Source organism: Vibrio sp. 10N.222.54.E6, assembly GCF_041473955.1.
Taxonomy (GTDB): Bacteria; Pseudomonadota; Gammaproteobacteria; order Enterobacterales; family Vibrionaceae; genus Vibrio; species Vibrio tasmaniensis_A.
Genome location: NZ_JBFRTD010000031.1, coordinates 1 through 16,698, shown reverse-complemented (window position 1 = coordinate 16,698; position 16,698 = coordinate 1). Strand labels below are relative to the sequence as shown.

14 protein-coding genes and 1 pseudogene are annotated in these 16,698 nt (G+C 43.3%); 7 read left to right on the top strand and 8 right to left on the bottom strand.

What is annotated here, in order from left to right:
- The first annotated feature begins 38 nt into the window (after window positions 1-38).
- The gene (locus tag AB4513_RS17525) at window positions 39-1,943 is read left to right on the top strand and encodes a diguanylate cyclase (protein WP_102257715.1); all 1,905 of its coding nucleotides are present in this window, start codon (window positions 39-41) and stop codon (window positions 1,941-1,943) included.
- 68 nt (window positions 1,944-2,011) lie between these two features.
- On the opposite strand, the gene AB4513_RS17520 is transcribed toward AB4513_RS17525, so the two are convergent.
- Window positions 2,012-2,617 carry a beta-phosphoglucomutase family hydrolase gene (locus AB4513_RS17520; RefSeq protein ID WP_102257714.1) on the bottom strand — a complete coding sequence of 202 codons (606 nt, stop codon included), beginning with the start codon at window positions 2,615-2,617 and terminating at the stop codon, window positions 2,012-2,014.
- 87 nt (window positions 2,618-2,704) lie between these two features.
- Here AB4513_RS17520 and arfB point away from each other — a divergent pair, with 87 nt between their 5' ends.
- On the top strand, window positions 2,705-3,115 hold the full coding sequence (gene arfB, locus AB4513_RS17515; protein WP_012600691.1) for an alternative ribosome rescue aminoacyl-tRNA hydrolase ArfB: 411 nt from the start codon (window positions 2,705-2,707) through the stop codon (window positions 3,113-3,115).
- Window positions 3,116-3,291: 176 nt separating this feature from the next.
- Here arfB and AB4513_RS17510 read toward each other — a convergent pair whose 3' ends face one another.
- Window positions 3,292-3,609, bottom strand: a complete 318-nt coding sequence (locus AB4513_RS17510) for a helix-turn-helix domain-containing protein (RefSeq protein ID WP_102257713.1) — start codon at window positions 3,607-3,609, stop codon at window positions 3,292-3,294.
- Window positions 3,610-3,807: 198 nt separating this feature from the next.
- Here AB4513_RS17510 and AB4513_RS17505 point away from each other — a divergent pair, with 198 nt between their 5' ends.
- Entirely contained in the window at window positions 3,808-4,146 is a 339-nt protein-coding gene (locus tag AB4513_RS17505) for a hypothetical protein (RefSeq protein WP_102257712.1), read from the top strand.
- Window positions 4,147-4,231: 85 nt separating this feature from the next.
- Here AB4513_RS17505 and AB4513_RS17500 read toward each other — a convergent pair whose 3' ends face one another.
- The 3 genes from AB4513_RS17500 to AB4513_RS17490 form a co-directional block, all read right to left on the bottom strand.
- Window positions 4,232-5,317 carry a trypsin-like serine protease gene (locus tag AB4513_RS17500; RefSeq protein ID WP_102257711.1) on the bottom strand — a complete coding sequence of 362 codons (1,086 nt, stop codon included), beginning with the start codon at window positions 5,315-5,317 and terminating at the stop codon, window positions 4,232-4,234.
- Between the two features lie 298 nt (window positions 5,318-5,615).
- The gene (gene gcvT / locus AB4513_RS17495) at window positions 5,616-6,749 is read right to left on the bottom strand and encodes a glycine cleavage system aminomethyltransferase GcvT (RefSeq protein ID WP_102257710.1); all 1,134 of its coding nucleotides are present in this window, start codon (window positions 6,747-6,749) and stop codon (window positions 5,616-5,618) included.
- A 470-nt stretch (window positions 6,750-7,219) separates the two neighbouring features.
- Window positions 7,220-7,843: a helix-turn-helix domain-containing protein gene (locus tag AB4513_RS17490; protein WP_012600696.1), complete on the bottom strand. Its 624-nt coding sequence runs from the start codon at window positions 7,841-7,843 to the stop codon at window positions 7,220-7,222.
- 440 nt (window positions 7,844-8,283) lie between these two features.
- Here AB4513_RS17490 and AB4513_RS17485 point away from each other — a divergent pair, with 440 nt between their 5' ends.
- The 3 genes from AB4513_RS17485 (at window position 8,284) to gcvP (ending at window position 12,977) form a co-directional block, all read left to right on the top strand.
- Complete coding sequence (locus AB4513_RS17485; RefSeq protein ID WP_102257709.1) at window positions 8,284-9,576, top strand: serine hydroxymethyltransferase; 1,293 nt, start codon at window positions 8,284-8,286, stop codon at window positions 9,574-9,576.
- A gap of 51 nt (window positions 9,577-9,627) precedes the next feature.
- Entirely contained in the window at window positions 9,628-10,008 is a 381-nt protein-coding gene (gene gcvH / locus AB4513_RS17480; RefSeq protein WP_009845137.1) for a glycine cleavage system protein GcvH, read from the top strand.
- Window positions 10,009-10,097: 89 nt separating this feature from the next.
- Window positions 10,098-12,977 (top strand): aminomethyl-transferring glycine dehydrogenase, encoded by a 2,880-nt coding sequence (gcvP, locus tag AB4513_RS17475; RefSeq protein WP_102257708.1) that lies wholly within the window; start codon window positions 10,098-10,100, stop codon window positions 12,975-12,977.
- Between the two features lie 174 nt (window positions 12,978-13,151).
- On the opposite strand, the gene AB4513_RS17470 is transcribed toward gcvP, so the two are convergent.
- From AB4513_RS17470 to AB4513_RS17460, 3 genes and pseudogenes are all read right to left on the bottom strand, one after another.
- A complete protein-coding gene (locus tag AB4513_RS17470; protein WP_029223951.1) occupies window positions 13,152-13,814 on the bottom strand; it encodes a M23 family metallopeptidase in 663 nt (220 codons plus the stop codon).
- 132 nt (window positions 13,815-13,946) lie between these two features.
- Complete coding sequence (locus AB4513_RS17465) at window positions 13,947-14,384, bottom strand: hypothetical protein (RefSeq protein WP_017097967.1); 438 nt, start codon at window positions 14,382-14,384, stop codon at window positions 13,947-13,949.
- A 565-nt stretch (window positions 14,385-14,949) separates the two neighbouring features.
- A pseudogene (locus tag AB4513_RS17460) lies at window positions 14,950-16,006 on the bottom strand (IS3 family transposase); the annotation flags it as partial.
- Window positions 16,007-16,168: 162 nt separating this feature from the next.
- Between AB4513_RS17460 and AB4513_RS17455 the strand changes: the two are divergent.
- Window positions 16,169-16,698, top strand: a 530-nt coding sequence (locus AB4513_RS17455) for a tyrosine-type recombinase/integrase (protein WP_372193214.1), incomplete at its 3' end; no start/stop codon positions are given.

Below are 16,698 nucleotides of genomic sequence, written 5' to 3'. Positions count from 1 at the left end.
AAAATATATAGTATTGCGCTGATTTTTCGAGGACAGTGATGAATACGAGTATAAAAAAACTAATCAGCCAATTTCTATGTACCCTGTTTGTCCTAGGATTAGTCCCTGCTCTCTATATAAACTCTGAATTTGAACGGGTTGAAGCTCAGCATGCGCTGAACATCAAACAGTCGAATCAAAACCAAATCGAATACAGCTTTCATCAACTCGCGATTATTGTTGAGCAAATATCAAACGCGGTTCCCTCTATTGCCGCTTCACAGACCCTACTCCGTGCAGTTGCTGAACCTTCGATTGCTAACAAACAGGCACTTCAAGATCTCTGGGTAGTATTAGTAAACGGGCAACGGTACTACTCTCAACTACGTTTCCTAGATCTAGACGCCAACGAAGTCTTCCGCGTCAACTACAAGGATGGTCAAGCAACTATCGTCGCAGACCACAAGTTACAGAACAAATCCTCTCGCGATTACTACAAAGTGCTACAAGAATTATCGATCGGAGAGGTAAGCGCTAAAGGCATTGATCTTGAGGCCGAAAATGGAGAGTTAATTCGCCCCTTTTCGCCGACACTTCGCATTATGACGCCTGTCACTGTAGGGGAGCACATTATTGGCTATTTCATTGCTAACCTAAATATGCGCGAGATCTATGATCGCTTACATTACCAGATAGGTACATCAGCGACAGTTCCGGTCATTCTTAACAAATCGGGTCATGTCATCATGGGGCCCGACCCTGAGGATTCATTTGGGCATATGGTTGAATCACGTTCAGACAAGACGTATGCAAAACTAGCCCCAGGCCTGTGGCAGAATATTCAAAGCGGTACCTCATCCAGCTATTTTGATGGTAAAAACTGGTATTTTCACTCTGACATCAGCCCTAAAATTAAGCAGTTTGAAGGACCAATCTATATGGTTCTTCATATTGAAGAACATCAATTTAACACTCAGTTTCAACAAGAAAATCACGCCATAGTCGTTCAGATAATCATACTCTCGATATTGATTTCAATGATTTCTGCAGGTTTCGTACTGTGGAACAGAAATCATAAAAAGAACAGTATCGAAAGCCAACTCGCCAAAGCAGCAATGAATGGTATGTCTGCCCTATTAATCACAGACAAAAATAACCGAATCATAAAAGTAAACCAAGAGTTCACCCGTGTCAGTGGCTACGAGTTAGAAGATGTAAAAGGTAAACAGCCTTCATTGTTTAACGCTGGCCGCTATAATGAAGAGTTCTACATTAAAATGTGGAGCGTTATTAAAGAGACAGGGATGTGGGAAGGCGAAGTGGTGAACCGACGAAAGGATGGCACCTTCATCACGGAAATTCTTCGAATACAAACCATCAAAGACTCAAAAGATGTGATTCAATTTTATGTTGCATCATTTGTTGATATCAGCAAACGCAAAGAGCTCGAGAATAAACTGAGAAACCTTAGCGAAAAAGATGCACTATCTGGCTGTTGGAATAGACGAAAGTTCGACCTGGAGCTTCGTGACGAGTGTTCTCGCGTTAGTCGTTACCCTACTCGCGAGCAGTCTTGCTTAGCCATATTGGATATTGACCATTTCAAACGCATTAACGATAGGTTTGGACATGATTATGGCGATAAAGCGATTCAAATCGTAGCACAGGTACTGCAACGTGAATGTCGAGATACCGACTTCGTGGCTCGTATTGGTGGAGAAGAGTTTGGGGTTATCTTGCCTCACACGACACCAAAAGAAGCCGACTATGTGCTTAATAGGCTGAGAATCGCGATCAGTATCGAGTTCGACAACGTCGTTACAATAAGTGGCGGAATAACCAACCTAACAAGTGAACCAGCACTCAATTATAAGTGCGCTGATTTAGCACTGTACGAAGCAAAAGCAGTAGGTAGAAACAGTGTATGTTTGTTCCTTGATAGCGAAATGAGCGAAATTGCATAGCAGAAGCCTGAGTCGCACCACCGCCCCGCTAACTTGTTCATTTCACTCTAGAGTCGTTCACTTAACCATCAATTCGGTGCGGGGTAGAACTCAAGCTTATTCCCTTCGACTACCAGAATGCAATCCATATTCGCAGCATGGGCTGCCTGCTTACCAAGGTGAGTATCTTCAAACACAACACACTGCTTTGGCTGCAAACCCATACCCAAACAAGCAGCTAAGAAAGTATCAGGGTTTGGTTTGTGATTCTTCACATCTGTCGCTGTCACTAAGATATCCAACTTACTCAAGATATCCGTTTTATCTAACAGTTGTTCTGCGCTCTTGCGTTGACTGCCCGTTCCAACAGCTATCTTCTTGTCACCGAGATGGTCTATCAAAAGAGAATACGTACAAGGGATAATATCTCCTTTGTCTTCAATAGCTGCAAACGAAGCCATTTTAAACGTAGAAACCGCTTGTGGGTCGAGCGATAAACCGTACTTACTATTTACCTCACCCGCGATCTTATAACTCGGCATTCCACCTAAGCTATGCAGCCAAGACGCTTCGAAATAAAAGCCGAACTCTTCCGCCGTTTGCTGCCATGCTTTTACATGTGCTGGCATTGTATCGATCAACGTACCGTCCATATCAAAGATTAATCCTTCATATGCCGTTAAATCAATTTTCATCACTACTATCACTCTTTAAGAAAGTTACTGATACCATACCCAATATTCAGTATCATGACCCCATATTACTGTTCAAAATGGATGTTTATGTTACAAATATCTAACTCTGTTTCAATTCAAGACTGGGAACTCCAGCTAACCGCGATCAGAGCTCAAGGAGCCGGAGGTCAAAACGTCAATAAAGTATCGAGTGCGATACATTTACGTTTTGACATCAAGCACTCAACCCTACCCGATTTCTATAAAGAAAAACTCCTTGCACATAAAGATGGTCGTATCACTAAAGATGGTGTGATTATCATTAAAGCTCAACAGTACAGAACTCAGGAGCAAAACCGAGACGATGCTTTGGTACGTTTGAAAGAGCTGATCTTAGAAGCAACAAAAGTTCAAAAAGTGAGACGAGCAACCAAGCCAACACGCGGCTCTCAAAAAAGACGTTTAGAAAGTAAAAAGCAAAGAAGCACCACCAAACAACTTCGCGGAAGAGTAGACTAATTGTTTCATGTCCGTAGTGAGCACCTCACCATGAAACAATCATTTTAGCTCTAACTAGCTGGACAAAAGACGATACCTGACATTATTTATTCGTAGACAATTTATTCGAAGACTGGTTGTTTGAGGCTACGTATTTAAAACACTATTGATTAGAAAATATCTATTGGAACAAAACGCTACTTCTGTTTTTTGACCGACAAAATCAGTTTAATCAACAGCATTCGCTCTTCACTGGTTAACAAACGACTAGCAGCAGCTACATCTTCCGCTGCTGCTTCAGACGATCCTACAACGTCGAGTACGACATCCAAGTCCGTCACTTTCAAAGTTCTCGTGATCGAACGATACTGAGACATTTTGATATCAGCCTCTCCGCGCTCAATTCGTTGATAGGTTTTCAAGCTCATTCCTGCGCTAGCCGCTAATTTTTCTTGAGACCAATTGCCTAGCTTCCTACGCTCAATCAGCGCAATGACTATAGGTTCTTGTGACATAAGCACCTCCAGAATAGACAGTTATGACCTAATTTCAGCAAGAAGCAGACCATATTGACTTAGAACAGTTTACATAAGCGATTAAAGGCATATTATTCGGCCGATAAAAACGTTACGTTTCATGGACTTTCACACTTACAACGGCGTTAACTCGCGGGTAGATAAGTTTGAATTATCAGAGCTAGGAAATAAGAAAAATTGCAAATTGCGAATAATGATAGCGTGAAATTGGAAATTGCGAATCTCTATAAATTGGCATTTCCTTGCATACAACAGGCTTTAGAATCAGAAGATACCCGTAATGAAATTATTGCGGTACAGCAGAGATTACTGACTTACAAAGAAGTGCTGTTACACGGAAATATGCTAGAAGATAAAGAATTAAAACAGGCTTTTTCTGCATTGAACCAAAGCGAGAAAGGTGTTGTACAAGGTGGTATTCAAAATATCAACGATGCAATAAAGCAAATGGATGAAATTATCGAAAGGTATAGCAGGAAGGCGAAAATCAATAAGCAGGCTTATCAGCAAGTTTGAATCGATAGTACACCGAAATAACTAAGTCGACGCTGTCGCTTGTTAAAGCGTCGACTTACTCAAAAACAGGGTGTTTAACGTAAAGCTATTTTCTAAAGCGATTAAACGCTCTAAAGCCAGAAAACAACATCAACATACCTAGCAAGCCAAATGATACACTCCCACCACTGCTACCAGAGCTTGTAACGGGCTTCTTCTTCAAGCCGGAGTACGCAGATCTCTTAGCGTGTGTTGAAACAAATTTAGCAGTTTCTGTACCCGCGATCACGCTATCGATCCAATCTTTATAATCGTAGATTTCAGTAAATACGGACGTTACGATAGAACTACCACCACAGGTTGCAGGACCAAAGCTAGTAATACCGACTTGTCGATAATCAGAACCATCTTTCCAGTAAACTGGACCACCAGAGTCTCCTTGGCAGGTACTGCCATATAAACTAGTGAAAATGTTGAAATCACCTGTGAAACAAATTTGTTTACCAGTTAGAGGAGGATTTGGGTTGTCCTTACCTGTAAATGCGTTCTTGCACGTTGTGTTATCTACGTAAGCCAGAGTTACTTTCTGTAATAAGGTGGTTCCGTCAAAGCCTGTACGTGTATTACCATGACCAACGGCCACAAAATCACTCGCCGCATTACGATAAGTTTCATTTGATGGACGCTTCACAACATCGTTGATCGAATCAACATTGAGTGCACTTTCTAGCTTGAGAATAGCAACATCATTGCGCAAAAAGTCGCTGATTTCATCCGAGTAATCACTAGGGTAATAGACCTCAGAAACGCGCGCTTTCTGGATATTACCCTTAGGGAATTGAGAGGTATCTTCTATCTGAGGAACAACGACAGTAAACAACTGTCCTTCCTCATCACCATAAATACAGTGCGCAGCAGTCAAAACATGGCTTGGGTCAAGAATCGTTGCACCACAATATGAGCCCGTTGAGTAAACCCCATCGTAATCAATACGATCGATAAACAAGCTCGCCATTGATGGGAAATTGGTGACTGAAGCGTTGCTACCGTTAACGATATAAGGTGAAACACCGACATTAGGAGCACTTTCGACCGAGTTTTCCGTCGCCATAACACTTGATGTGTAAATCAATGGAGCTAACAGCCCTAAAACGGCTTTACGAACCGGACTCATTGTATGGTTAACATTCATAGATAACTCCTTGTAACCCTTACTACTTATTTACAAAAATGATGAATCGTCACCATAACACGTTACGACTAATATTATAGTAAGCAATTTTAATGATATAGCCATATGTCTCGTTTTAAAAAAACGAACTTTCAGGTCGCCGCGCTTGTAGCGATATAGAAAGTTATACGCTCTTAAAATTAGATACGTTCATAAAAAGGGAGATGGGCTTAAAACCCAAAAGCCTACCGTTGAACTTCTCTACACAGAGAAGCAAACAGTAGGCTTTGTTTAGCTCAATAGTTTCTCTTAAAATAGATTAGCCACGGTAGTAACGTTGAGGTACGAATGGCATTTTTTCTACTGTCATAGGTAATTTCTTACCACGAACTTCAGCGAATACTTCAGTGCCAATTACCGCTAAGTCAGTACGAACATAAGCCATAGAAACAGGCTTGCCTGCGTTAGGGCCAGCAGTACCGCTTGTTACAACGCCAATCTTGTTGTCTTCAGCATCGAACAATTCAGCACCTTCACGTACTGGTGCTTTAGTTTGACCAACAAGACCAACACGCTTACGTTGAACATCTTTCGTTGCGATTTGCTCAAGAATGATATCAGCGCCAGGGAAGCCGCCTGCACGTTCACCGCCTGTACGACGTACTTTTTGAATACCCCATAGAAGGCTAGCTTCTACTGGCGTTGTCGTTGTGTCTAGATCATGACCATATAGACATAGACCACACTCAAGACGAAGTGAGTCACGAGCACCAAGGCCAATCCACTCAACTTCCGCTTCTGAAGTTAGCTTGCGTGCCAATGCTTCAGCGTGATCGTTAGGAACAGAGATCTCGTAGCCATCTTCCCCCGTGTAACCACTGCGGCTCACGATGCATTCAACGCCATCGATATCGACTTTTTGAACGTCCATGAACAACATGTCTGCAACGCTAGGTTGGAAACGAGCAAGAACTTCAGACGCTTTAGGGCCTTGAAGGGCTAATAGAGCGCGGTCATCAATCACTTCCATTTCGACGTCAGCTGGAAGGTGCGCCGTTAGATGGTCGATATCTTGTGTCTTACAAGCTGCATTCACAACAACAAATAGGTGGTCGCCTAAATTAGCAACCATCAGGTCATCCATAATGCCGCCCTGCTCGTTAGTAAAGAACGCATAGCGCTGCTTACCAGAAGGAAGGTCAATAATATCTACAGGAACCAAAGATTCTAAGACAGCAGCTGCGTTTGCACCATGTAGACGAAGTTGCCCCATGTGAGAAACATCAAAAAGACCAGCTGCATCACGAGTATGTAAATGCTCTTTCTTTACACCAAGTGGGTACTGGACTGGCATATCGTAGCCAGCGAAAGGAACCATCTTTGCACCCTCTTCAACGTGAAGCGCATGCAGTGGTGTTGTTAGTAGGTCTTGATTAGCGTGTTCTTGAGTCATTTTATTCTCCATGAAGCGTTGCAGGCTGTCCAAAATCGAGTCTGCCGCTTATATCTCTATTTAGAGTCGCCTCTAACGATACTGGTTAACGTTAGAAACAGTAGATAGTAAAAAGTGATGTCCTTTATATAGGCTTATATCGTTGGCTCTATAAATTATGAATAACTGTACAAAACCCATACAACTCACTTTCTAAGAATTCACTTCAGTAAACTTCAATCAGCATGAGTAAACCATGTTCACTATAATAAACAAGCCTGCGTCAGTTTTACACCCTTAACAATAGTCAAACAGCTCAAAATGTGACATTTAACAATTTAAAAACAATTGTTCGGTACATACAAAAACGCGATATTGATGATTTTCGCATCAATATCGCGTCTATTAGCTAACGTTCAAAACAAAAGCAAACGTTTGCATCCACTATAAGAAATTCAAAACTTGTTAGCTTATTTTGCAGTGACCTACAGTTATTTTGCAGTCACCCACAGAATGAGCGCATCTTCAGCACTAGTTGAAATCAGCATATGACCCATATTCGCATCGTAATACATGCTATCGCCTTCACTCATTGGCACGGGTTCGTAGAATTCTGAGTAGAACATCACATCACCCGAGATGATCATTAAGAACTCTTCACCATCGTGGCGCACCCAATCGTTATACTCTTCAAAAGTACGAGCTCTCACCCGACTCTTAAACGGCATCATCTTCTTATTAGAGAGCTCTGTGGCAAGCAATTCGTGTTCATAAGTGGGTGTTGGGTGTGGTTTACCTTGGCCTACTTTGGTTAAATCACGACGTCCTGTAGCGACTTTTTTTCTTGGTGGCTCAAAGAGTTGCGGCATATCTATCTGCAACCCCATAGCCAATTTCTGCATCGCTTGAAAGGTCGGAGAGATCTGTTCGTTCTCTATTTTACTGAGCGTAGAACGCGCCAAGCCTGTTCTTTGGCTTGCCTCTTCTAGCGTGATCCCTAGCTTACCGCGAATGTCTTTAATGCGCTGGCCAAGCCTAAGTGGTTCAATATTCTGGTCTAACGTTTCCTTCGCCAACGTTAGAGATGGGTACTCATCATAAATGTCTTCTGACATAGGTCCCTCACTAATTTTTTACTTCCTGTCTATTAATTTCATTGTTGCATAAAGCGCTTTGTTGATTAAAGAGCACACAGAGAAATAAAGCGTGCTCCCCGTAGCAAAACAAGAAAATCTGTTTCCTATTGGAAATTTTTGTTGAAAATTGATTTTAACGGAGCTATGTTATCGACTTGTTAGATGAAGAGATGCTACTTCGGCTTGCCGCAAATGATAGATTTAACATTTGTGAGAGCTGTTTTTTACCCGATTTTTTGGGAACCAATTCGTGCTGCATTGACCCTACAACGATCGCTTAGATGCTGTAAGAGTATATTTAATACGCAATCAACGTATGTCTGTACCTATATAGCGCAAACGATACCGATGCAGAAATCAACGTAAGACCTAATGGACTATAAAAACAATCACCATTAGCTTAATGAAAGGTCTCGACAATGAACGCTTACCAAAACCACAGCTTAGACAGTTTTTTCTCTACGAACCTATCAGGTACTGACGACGCCGTATTTGCTGGAATCCAAGCAGAGAACACTCGTCAAAACGAACAAATCGAACTTATTGCTTCTGAGAACATCGTTTCTAAAGCAGTAATGCAAGCTCAAGGCACTTGCCTAACCAACAAATACGCAGAAGGCTACCCAGGCCGTCGCTACTACGGTGGTTGTGAGCACGTAGATACCGTTGAAGCTATCGCAATTGAACGTGCTAAACAGCTGTTTAAATGTGAATACGTAAACGTGCAGCCTCACTCTGGCGCTCAAGCAAACGGTGCAGTAAAACTTGCCCTACTTCAACCCGGCGATACAATCCTTGGTATGTCTTTAGATGCTGGTGGTCACCTCACACACGGTGCACGTCCTGCAATGTCTGGTAAGTGGTTCAACGCAGTTCAATATGGCGTAGACCGCGACACACTTGAAATCGATTACGAAGCAGTTCGCGCTTTAGCTGTCGAAAGTCAACCTAAAATGATTATTGCAGGTGGTAGTGCTATCCCACGCGTTATTGATTTCGCTAAGTTCCGCGAAATTGCTGACGAAGTTGGCGCTTTCCTAATGGTCGATATGGCACACATCGCAGGTCTTATCGCGACAGGTGCTCACCCTAGCCCACTACCACATGCACACGTTGTTACCACAACAACGCACAAAACACTTCGTGGCCCACGCGGCGGTATGATTCTGACGAACCACGAAGACATCAACAAAAAGATCAACTCTGCAGTGTTCCCTGGCCTTCAAGGCGGCCCACTAATGCACGTTATCGCGGCTAAAGCAGTGGCGTTTGGCGAAGCACTTGGCCCAGAATTTAATACTTATATTGATTCAGTGATCGACAACGCAAAAGTTCTTGCTGAAGTGTTGCAAACTCGCGGTTGTGACATTGTGACTGGCGGTACAGACACACATCTAATGCTGGTTGACCTTCGCCCTAAAGGCTTGAAAGGTAACGTAACTGAAGAAGCATTAGAGCGTGCAGGGATCACATGTAACAAAAATGGCATACCATTCGATACAGAGAAGCCTATGATTACTTCTGGTATCCGTTTAGGCACGCCAGCTGGAACCAGTCGTGGTTTTGGCACTGAAGAATTCAAACTTATCGGTGAATGGATCGGCGATGTACTTGATGGCTTAGTTGAAAGCCCTGAAGGCAATGCTGAAGTTGAGCAACGTGTTCGCAAGCAAGTTAAAGAGCTTTGCAAACGCTTCCCTCTTTACCGTTAAACCAATTTTTAGATTTAAATTAAAACCTCATAAATTTTTGGAGAATAAGCAATGGACAATACACTAAAGTTTGCAGACAGCCACGAGTGGGTTAAAGACAACGGTGACGGTACTGTAACTATTGGTATTTCTGAGCACGCTCAAGAGCTACTAGGTGACGTTGTGTTTGTTGACCTGCCAGACACTGAAGACGAAATTGAAGCTGGCGAAAGCTTCTCTCTGGTTGAATCAGTAAAAGCAGCTTCTGATATCTACGCACCAATCTCTGGCGAAATTGTAGAAATCAACGAAGAATTAGAAGATAGCCCAGAGCTAATCAACGAAGAACCTTATGAAGGTGGTTGGATTGTTAAAGTGAAGATGTCTGATGCGTCTGAACTAAACAACCTTAAAGATGCGGAAGAATACCTAAGCTCTGTAGAAGAAGACTAATAGGTAACCTCATTACGATAAAGCTGCTCTTTGGAGCAGCTTAATTTTAGGGGCTAGCTCACGGCTCCAGAGAGAAAGTAGAACATATCATGACTGAATTACTTCAAAGCCAATTACTGAAAGACTTGGGTACGCAAAACGAGTTTGTTGCTCGTCATAACGGCCCTAATAAAGCAGACCAGCAAAAAATGCTTGAAGCGATCAACGCGACTAGCCTTGACGCACTGATCGACGAAACGGTTCCTGCACAAATCCGTCTTGAAAAACCAATGACACTTGCTGCGCCACTGAGCGAAATGGACATGCTGACCTCTCTTAAAGAGATCGCTAACCTAAACCAAGTTAAACGTACTTTCATTGGCCAAGGCTATTACAACACATTCACTCCAAACGTTATTTTACGTAACGTTCTAGAGAACCCAGGCTGGTACACAGCTTACACCCCATACCAACCAGAGATTTCTCAAGGTCGCCTTGAAGCTCTACTGAATTACCAACAAATGGTAATGGACTTAACTGGTATGGAAATCGCGAACGCGTCTCTTCTTGATGAAGCGACAGCGGCTGGCGAAGCCATGACACTGTGTAAGCGTGCTGGTAAAAGCAAGAGCAAAGTATTCTTCGTTGCCGACGATGTTCATCCTCAAACACTAGAAGTTGTTAAAACTCGTGCTGAGTACATCGGTTTTGAAGTAATGGTTGGTGCTCTTGAAACACTTCCAGAGCAAGACGTATTTGGTGCGTTAGTTCAATACCCTGGTACAACAGGCGAAGTTCGTGATCTAACAGACATCATTGCGAAAGCTCAAGCAAACAAGACTCTTGTAACGGTTGCAACTGACCTACTTGCTTCTGCTCTACTTAAGCCAGCTGGCGAAATGGGCGCAGACGTAGTAATCGGCAGCGCGCAACGTTTCGGTGTTCCTATGGGTTACGGCGGTCCACACGCTGCATTCATGGGTACTCGTGAAAAGCATAAGCGTACAATGCCAGGTCGTGTAATCGGTGTTTCAATCGATACTCACGGTAACCAAGCACTACGTATGGCAATGCAAACTCGTGAGCAACACATCCGCCGCGAGAAAGCGACATCGAACATCTGTACAGCTCAAGCACTTCTAGCAAACATGGCGTCTTTCTACGCGGTTTACCACGGTGCAGAAGGCCTTCGTACTATTGCTCGTCGTACACACCACATGACAGCTATCCTAGCGGCTGGCCTGACTAAAGCGGGTTACGAGCTAACGAACAACAGCTTCTTTGATACCATCACGCTGAACACAGAAGACAAGACAGATGCACTGTACGCAAAAGCGCAAGCCGCAGACATCAACCTTCGCCTTCTTAAGGGTAAGATCGGTATCAGCTTAGATGAAACAACAACAATCGACGACGTGAACGCACTGTTTGCAATCTTCGACGTGAAAGAAGACGTTCAAGCACTATCTTCTGACATTGCATCAAACGAGTTTGCAGCAATTCCAGAAAACTGCCGTCGTGAATCAGAGTTCCTAACTCACCCAGTATTCAATACGCACCACAGCGAAACGCAAATGATGCGTTACCTAAAACAGCTTGAGAACAAAGACTTCTCACTAACGCACGGCATGATCCCACTGGGCAGCTGTACGATGAAGCTGAACGCTGCTGCTGAGATGATCCCAGTAACATGGCCTGAGTTTGGTTCTATTCACCCATTCGCACCTCTTGATCAAGCAGCAGGTTACACAGCGCTAGCGAAAGATCTTAAAGAGAAGCTTTGTGAAATTACCGGTTACGACGATTTCTCACTACAGCCTAACTCTGGTGCATCTGGCGAATACGCAGGTCTAATCGCGATTCAACGCTACCACGCAAGCCGCGGTGAAGCTCACCGTAACGTTTGTCTGATTCCAAGCTCTGCGCACGGTACTAACCCTGCAACAGCATCAATGGTGTCAATGAAGGTTGTGGTTGTTAAGTGTGATGAAGATGGCAACATCGACATGACAGACCTAGCAGCAAAAATCGAGAAGCACAAAGACAACCTATCAAGCATCATGATCACTTACCCTTCTACGCACGGCGTATACGAAGAGCAAGTGAAAGAAGTGTGTGAACAAGTACACGCAGCGGGCGGTCAGGTTTACCTAGACGGCGCGAACATGAACGCTCAAGTAGGTCTAACTTCACCTGGCTTCATCGGTTCAGACGTATCTCACTTGAACCTACACAAAACATTCTGTATCCCACATGGTGGTGGCGGTCCGGGTATGGGTCCTATCGGCGTTAAATCGCACCTAGCACCTTTCCTACCAGGTCACATCGAAAACGGTGTACAAGGTTCTGACTATGCGGTATCAGCAGCAGATCTAGGTAGTGCTTCAATTCTACCTATCTCTTGGGCTTACATTGCAATGATGGGCGAACCTGGCCTAACAGACGCAACGAAAGTAGCAATTCTGAACGCAAACTACGTGATGGAGAAACTACGCCCTCACTACCCTGTTCTTTACCGTGGCACTAACGGCCGCGTAGCGCACGAATGTATTATCGATATTCGTCCACTTAAAGAAGACACAGGCATCAGCGAAGAAGATATCGCTAAGCGTCTAATGGACTTCGGTTTCCACGCGCCTACTATGTCTTTCCCAGTAGCTGGCACACTAATGGTAGAGCCAACTGAATCTGAAGATTTAGAAGAGTTAGACCGTTTCTGTGAAGCGATGATCGCAATCCGTCACGAAATGGCAGCAGTGAAAGCGGGTGAATGGCCACTAGATAACAACCCTCTAGTGAACGCACCGCACACACAAGTTGACCTTTCAGGCGCAGAATGGGATCGCCCTTACTCTCGCGAACTGGCTTGCTTCCCATCGAAAGCAACCAAGAACTCGAAGTACTGGCCAACTGTTAACCGTGTAGACAACGTATACGGTGACCGTAACCTAATCTGTTCTTGCCCAAGTATCGATAACTACGAAGACTAATTTTTGTAGATTTTAGATAAACAAAAGCGAACCACTTGGTTCGCTTTTTTGTTTTTGTAGTTATTTGGTTGCTAGTGCAATTTACTTAATAAAGTGACTTCGGACTTGTTTTACACTCGGGATTTAACGTTGGCTAGGCAACGCTCAATCATTATTTGTTATACGCGTATTGGATTAGTTTCGTGATAATTTAGACTTGGTTAGTAATATGAATTGTTCAGGGTCTATGTACCCTTTAAATATTGGAGGTTCTGTTGTGTATCCCCCCATCCAACGATCGGGACCAGTTTCTGGGTATTCCATACGTGACCCCATTCTTATTGAAAAATGTATATGGGCATTTACACCAATGCCAAAATCCTCTGAAGGGTCAGCTATATAACCAAGCAAATCCCCTTTTTTAATTGCCCCTTTTGAGACTAACCAGCTTTTTAATGACAGATGACCGTACAATGAATAAAGGTTTTCTTTTGGGTGATCAATAATCACAACGCCAGGATAACCGTTCATGTAACCAGAATAACTTACAACACCATCAGCAATAGCGTATACCGGCTCTCCAACTTCAGCGAAATAGTCTATGGCAGCATGATATAAATGAGGAAATCGAGAAGCAGTATTAAATGAGGCAAAACCCTGTAATTCTGAACGTGAATCCAGAGGAAATCTATATGGCTCTTTTAAATTTTCAGCAATCCCCTCTAATATCGGACGGACAAGATTAAGTTCTTCATCAACCAGCCGCTGTTTCGTGTCCGTGAGTACTTTTGAACCTAAAAATACTAAAGGCAAAATAGTAAGGGTAATGATTACAATAACTTTCTTTGATATTTCCATCGATTTCCCTTCCATTGACATCGAAGCGTATACGCTGCATTAAGTTGTGAGCGGCGCTTAGCTATACTTTGAGCAAAGCGAAAACGCCAAGCGTTGCGAATCACTCTCAAATGCTTGTTATACGCCTGTGCGTTAAAAATCACAGCGCTTTTCAATTGATGGTATGTGTTTACTTCTAGACCTTCTATCAAGAACCAAATACTTACCATGGTTAATAAGGACTTCATATTGAATGTTCTTGCGGCCGCCACCAAGGTGTTTTTCTGGCCAACTCGGCCAAGACTTATATACGCGACCTGTGAACTTAAGCACTTCCCTATCAGCAAGTGGCTCCATATAAGAGCTAAAATCACGGTCTACAACAAAACCCAAAATTTCATTATCCAGCAAGAAGTCGTCACCCGCATTCTTTCCAATAATTTTCCATACCTGAGGCTCACTTGTTCCAAAATAATCGGTTGCCAATATAGAGAACGATTGAAAGCAGCCATTTTGTATTTCTTGTTTTCGGCTACAACTGTAAATCAAGAGAGTTATACATCCTAAAACACAAATCCATTTGTAAATCATATATCTATCACTCATTGGCTAGCGATGTATGACGGCCGCTTATGTGGTGAGCAACGTAATACGGCGTACGGCAACTAGCACCGCGTTAAGCAGTGGGTAAACGTTGACCACCAAACCTAAACCATCGTGCCGTAAACACTAAATTCAAAGCAATCCGAAAATGCCAAGCGTTGGGAATCCGTCTTAAACGTCGTTTTGTTAAAACTACGCTTTCCTAATTGGTTGACATATAAACCACAAAAAACAACACGCAAACGTTAATCCTGCGGCATTTAACTCGTTAAGTCCGAATTGATTGACGAAAAGGGAACTACCCGAAGCTGCAACAAAAAAGGTAGCATAATAATAGACCTTGAACAGCTTTAACTCATGAGAACACTTTTTGCATTTTATTAGTTTGCCAGGGATGAATTTAAACTTATCCCTCACAGTCAAGGGCTCTGCGCAGTTTGGGCACTTGAACATATCCACTCCTAATTGGCATTGTAAAGCCAATAGGCTAAGAGCAACTAGTTTACTATGCAAAACAGTAAGAATTTACTTCGAGGGAGTTCAAAAATGCCACGTAGCTATATTTCCTAATTATGTCGCCTTTGAGCGTATGAAAGAACGACTCCACCTCCGCATTATCAGTACAATGACCTGGACGATTCATACTCGGGACAATTCCATTTTTTGATAGTAAAGCTTGAACTTCATGGGCTCGATATTCAGAGCCTCTGTCGGTATGAAACAATAATCGCTCTTGTGGCTTTCGATTTCTAATTGCCATTCTCAACGAACTCATCGTTAGCTGTGTACTCTTCTTGCTACCAAGCGACCAACCGACGATTTTACGCGAGTAAAGATCGATAACGACCGCTAGATACATCCAACGTTTACCTTGCTTTATATACGTTAGATCTCCAGACCATTGTTGATTAACTGCCGTTGGTTTTGGTGTATCTTTTTCAATATTCTTAATCGATTGATAGAACCGATGTAGCTTGGCCATCTTTAGGTAAATCCGATAACTTCGCGCTCGTAGGCCTTGCTCTCTCATGATCCGAGCCACACGCTTGCGGCTAACCAAAACTCCTTGGCGCCTAAGCTCTGCATGAACCCTTGGACTACCGTAGGTCTCTTGACTCTGAGAAAACACTTTAATTATTCGCTTCTTCAAAGCCTGCTCTTCTTGAGCATAGCGACTTGGCTCTCTGCCAAGCCATGCGTAGTAACCCGACTTAGAAACAGATAGAAAACGGCACATCAATACTATGGAATAACGTGTTTTGTAATGGGCTATGAATCGGAATTTTGTCGATTTTCTTGGGCAACGAATCGTTGCCATTTTTTTAACAAGTCATTCTCGAGCTTAAGTTGTTCGTTCTGACGTTCAAGCTCTGCAATCCGACTAGACTCAGTTTTCTGGCTCGGGATCTGAGTCCTTTTCTTGCGTTTATCTTCCATAATACCCCCTTCTCGATAGTCCTTTCGCCATTTAGAAAGCATATAAGGGTGGATATCTAATGATAGCGCCACGCTTTTAACTGTAGCTCCTTCTCGAAGCGAAAATCGGATGGCAATTACCTTAAATTCCGTGGGATATTGTTGAGTTTTTTACCTGATTTATAAGCTGGCATAAACACCTCCAATTACAATTGAAGGTGTCCAGTAGATCGGGTCAACTACAGAATCTGTCTTAAACAGGTTGTTGAACGAAGCCGCTGCGCGGCAGAGTAAAACAAGTGCAAGCCATACTCTTGTCACACCATCACCCTGATGGTCGTTGACAGGAGTAACTTATGAATCCCACCGACTTAAAACGCTACAACACCCTTTATGAACAACACCTTACCAACCTAAAGCTGCAAGGTAAACGACCCGCGACCATTGATGCCTATTCTCGTCCTGTTCGTCGGATCACCGCTCATTTCGATCACGTTCCTGACACATTAACCACGGCCGATCTCAAACAGTTCTTTGCGTCTCTTATCCAAACCCACTCGTGGAGCACCATTAAACTCGATCGTAATGGCTTGCAGTTTTTCTATCGCTACACACTGGGTAAACAGTGGAAGTGGCTCAATATCGTCAAGCCGCCACAGGTAAAACGACTGCCTGACATACTCACACCGCAACAAATCAGCTCGCTGATTAACCACACGCGACAAGCCCGTTATCAAGTGTTCTTCTTAACTCTTTACAGCATGGGATTACGCCTTGGTGAAGGACTCAACCTTACGGTTCACGATATCGACAGCCAAACGATGCGGGTTCACATACGCGAAGGAAAAGGCGGCAAAGACCGAATGGTGCCGCTTCCTCTGCGAAC

Bases quoted from the DNA above. Each gene is read 5' to 3' on its own strand.
- AB4513_RS17485 (WP_102257709.1), top strand. From the start codon at position 8,284: ATGAACGCTTACCAAAACCACAGCTTAGACAGTTTTTTCTCTACGAAC.
- AB4513_RS17500 (WP_102257711.1), bottom strand. From the start codon at position 5,317: ATGAATGTTAACCATACAATGAGTCCGGTTCGTAAAGCCGTTTTAGGG.
- AB4513_RS17525 (WP_102257715.1), top strand. From the start codon at position 39: ATGAATACGAGTATAAAAAAACTAATCAGCCAATTTCTATGTACCCTG.
- AB4513_RS17470 (WP_029223951.1), bottom strand. From the start codon at position 13,814: ATGGAAATATCAAAGAAAGTTATTGTAATCATTACCCTTACTATTTTG.
- arfB (WP_012600691.1), top strand. From the start codon at position 2,705: ATGTTACAAATATCTAACTCTGTTTCAATTCAAGACTGGGAACTCCAG.
- AB4513_RS17520 (WP_102257714.1), bottom strand. From the start codon at position 2,617: ATGAAAATTGATTTAACGGCATATGAAGGATTAATCTTTGATATGGAC.
- gcvT (WP_102257710.1), bottom strand. From the start codon at position 6,749: ATGACTCAAGAACACGCTAATCAAGACCTACTAACAACACCACTGCAT.
- AB4513_RS17465 (WP_017097967.1), bottom strand. From the start codon at position 14,384: ATGATTTACAAATGGATTTGTGTTTTAGGATGTATAACTCTCTTGATT.
- gcvH (WP_009845137.1), top strand. From the start codon at position 9,628: ATGGACAATACACTAAAGTTTGCAGACAGCCACGAGTGGGTTAAAGAC.
- gcvP (WP_102257708.1), top strand. From the start codon at position 10,098: ATGACTGAATTACTTCAAAGCCAATTACTGAAAGACTTGGGTACGCAA.
- AB4513_RS17490 (WP_012600696.1), bottom strand. From the start codon at position 7,843: ATGTCAGAAGACATTTATGATGAGTACCCATCTCTAACGTTGGCGAAG.
- AB4513_RS17510 (WP_102257713.1), bottom strand. From the start codon at position 3,609: ATGTCACAAGAACCTATAGTCATTGCGCTGATTGAGCGTAGGAAGCTA.